The 3,020-nt window shown below is 72.2% G+C and carries 2 protein-coding genes and 1 pseudogene; all 3 read left to right on the top strand.

Annotated features, from left to right (window positions below):
- Window positions 1-218, top strand: a pseudogene (locus FE256_RS17655) (ArsR family transcriptional regulator); the annotation flags it as partial.
- Window positions 215-1,456, top strand: a complete 1,242-nt coding sequence (locus tag FE256_RS17660) for an MFS transporter (protein WP_138178258.1) — start codon at window positions 215-217, stop codon at window positions 1,454-1,456. The pseudogene FE256_RS17655 and the gene FE256_RS17660, both read left to right, overlap by 4 nt.
- 62 nt (window positions 1,457-1,518) lie before the next feature.
- A complete protein-coding gene (locus FE256_RS17665) occupies window positions 1,519-2,994 on the top strand; it encodes a peptide MFS transporter (RefSeq protein ID WP_138178260.1) in 1,476 nt (491 codons plus the stop codon).
- Window positions 2,995-3,020 lie beyond the last annotated feature (26 nt).

A 3,020-nucleotide genomic window follows, 5' to 3' on the forward strand; every position in this document is an offset into this window, starting at 1 on the left:
TCGAAGAACTGCGCCGTCGCGCGCTCGAGCGCACCGAGGGTCCCGCGGTGACGACCGACGCCGAGCTGTGGGTGGACCCCGAGGTGTGGCGCCGGGTCGTCCGTCACGTCGGTGAGGCCTCGGCGCTGCTGCATGCGGCCGCGCGGCCGCCGCGCACGCCGGGCACCCGCCCGGTCTCGATGACCGCCGCGCTGTTCCCGCTTCGGCGGAATCGATGAGCGGCTCTCCCCCGGCCGACGCGCGTGCCACGCGACCACACGGGCCCGGGCCCCTGGCATCCACCCCCTTCCGCTGGCTCCTCGCGGCGCGCACGACCGCGATCGTGGGCAACGCCGTGGCCCCGATCGCCCTCGCGTTCGCGGTGCTGGACCTGCCCGGGTCCGCCGCCGACCTGGGGCTGGTCGTCGCCGCACGCTCGATCGCCAACGTCGCGGTGCTGCTTTTCGGCGGCGTCATCGCCGACCGTCTCCCCCGCAACGTCCTGCTCGTCGGGACGTCGCTGGCCGCGGCCGCCACCCAAGGCACGATCGCCGCACTCGTCCTCACCGGAACCGCCGGCATCCCCGCCCTCGTCGTGCTCGGGGTGGTCAACGGTGCGGTGGCCGCGGTGAGCCTCCCGGCGGCGGCGGCTCTCGTGCCCGACACGGTACCCGCGGCGCAGCTGCGCCCCGCGAACGCGCTGCTGCGGCTCGGCCTGAACGCCGGCAGCATCGTGGGCGCATCCGCGGGAGCGGGCGTCATCGCCCTCATCGGACCGGGGTGGGGGCTCGCGATCGACGCCGCGGCCTTCGCCGTCGCCGCCCTGCTGTACGCGCGCCTGCGGCTGCCCGCGGTCCCGGCGGCGGCGGAGCGGACCTCCGTGCTGTCCGACCTGCGCGAAGGCTGGCGCGAGTTCTCGCGTCGACGGTGGATCTGGATCGTCGTGCTGCAGTTCGCCGTCCTCAACGCGGCGTTCACGGGCGCGACGGTGGTGCTCGGTCCGCTCGTGGCCGACGAGTCGCTCGGGCGCGGCGCGTGGGGCCTCGTCGTCGCGGCGCAGACCGCCGGGTTCGCCCTCGGGGCCGTGATCGCCTTGCGCTGGCGACCCCGACGCGCTCTCGGCATCGGCGTGGCGGGCATGGCGGTCGCCGCGCTGCCCGTCGCCGCCCTGGCCGCGGCCCCCGCGCTCGCGGTGCTCGTGGGGGCGTTCGCCCTCGGCGGGCTGGCGATGGAGGTGTTCGCGATCGCGTGGGACCAATCGCTGCAGTCCCACGTGCCCCGCGAGGCACTGTCGCGCGTCTACTCCTACGACATGGTGGGGTCCTTCATCGCGGTGCCGCTCGGTGAGATCGCGGTCGGCCCCCTCGCTCACGCCGTCGGCACGACCCCCGTGCTGCTGGGCTGCGCGGCAGTCATCCTGGTGGCCACCGCGTGCGCCGCCGCGTCGCGAAGCGTGTGGGGCATCCGGGCGGTGTAACGCCCGACGCCGCGCACGGCAACACCCCTGTCCAAATCCCTCGTAGGTCTAGCGTGGAGCGCATGTCTCAGCAGAGCGACCACACCGCGGTGGACGACAGCAGCACCGACCGCCGCTTCTTCGGGCAGCCGTGGGCCCTCGCCCACATCTTCGGCGTGGAGATGTGGGAGCGCTTCAGCTTCTACGGCATGCAGGCGATCCTGCTCATCTACATGTACCACTCGGTCGCCGAGGGCGGCCTCGGCCTCGACCAGACCGTCGCGACCGGGATCGTCGGCGCCTACGGCGGGTCCGTGTACCTCGCCACGATCCTCGGGGCATGGGTGGCCGACCGCCTGCTCGGCTCCGAACGCGTGCTGTTCTTCAGCGCGATCGTGATCATGGCCGGGCACATCGCGCTTGCGATCCTGCCGGGCATGTGGGGCCTCGGTGTGGGCCTCGTCCTCGTCGCGATCGGATCAGGCGGCCTCAAGGCCAACGCCACCTCGGTCGTCGGGACCCTCTACGCACCGGATGACGCGCGCCGCGACGCCGGATTCTCGCTGTTCTACCTCGGCATCAATCTCGGCGCGTTCATCGGCCCGATCGTGACCGGCGCGCTGCAGTCCTCGGTCGGGTTCCACTGGGGCTTCGGCGCCGCCGCCGTCGGCATGGCGGCGGGCCTGGTGCAGTACTCGTTCGGTCGGCGGGCGCTGCCGGCCGCGTCACGTGCGGTGCCCAACCCGCTGCCCGCCTCGCGCCGCGGGCTCGTGATCGGCGCCGCGGCCGCCGTGATCGTCGTGGTCGCCGTGCTCGTACTGCTGGGCGTCATCCGCGCCGACAACCTCGCCGGCATCGTCATCCTCGTGGTCGTCGCCGCCTCGATCGCGTACTTCGCGGTCATCGTCTCGTCGCCGGCCATCACCACCACCGAACGCTCCCGCGTGATCGGATTCATCCCGCTGTTCGTGGTCAACGTCGGCTTCTGGTCGCTCTACCAGCAGCAGTTCACGGTGCTGACGATCTACTCGGACGAACGTCTCAACCGCGACATCTTCGGTTGGGAGATGCCTATCTCGTGGGTCAACTCGATCAACCCGATCTTCGTCATCATCCTCTCGGGGGTGTTCGCCGCGATCTGGACGCGACTCGGCTCCCGCCAGCCCAGCGCGCCGGTGAAGTTCGGTGTCGGCGCGATCGTGATGGGGGCCGCGTTCCTGCTGTTCCTGCCGTTCGCCAACGGGCCCGCGAACGCGACGCCGCTCATCGCGATCGTCGGCATCCTGCTCGTCTTCACGATCGCCGAGCTGTTCATCTCGCCGCCCGGCCTGTCGGTGTCGACCAAGCTCGCGCCCGCGCGATTCCACACGCAGATGGTCGCGCTGTACTTCCTGTCGGTGGCGCTCGGCACCTCGATCGCCGGATGGCTCGCCGGCTTCTACGACCCACGCAACGAGGTGCCGTACTTCACGATCCTCGGCGCGATCGCCGTGGTGCTCGGCATCGCCCTCCTCCTGGCGGCCAAGCCCGTGCTCGCCCTGATGAGGGGCGTGCGCTGAGTCCGCGTCGCCGCGCGGGCGGGGGC

The organism is Microbacterium sp. 5K110, assembly GCF_005774735.1.
In the GTDB taxonomy this organism is placed as follows: domain Bacteria; phylum Actinomycetota; class Actinomycetes; order Actinomycetales; family Microbacteriaceae; genus Microbacterium.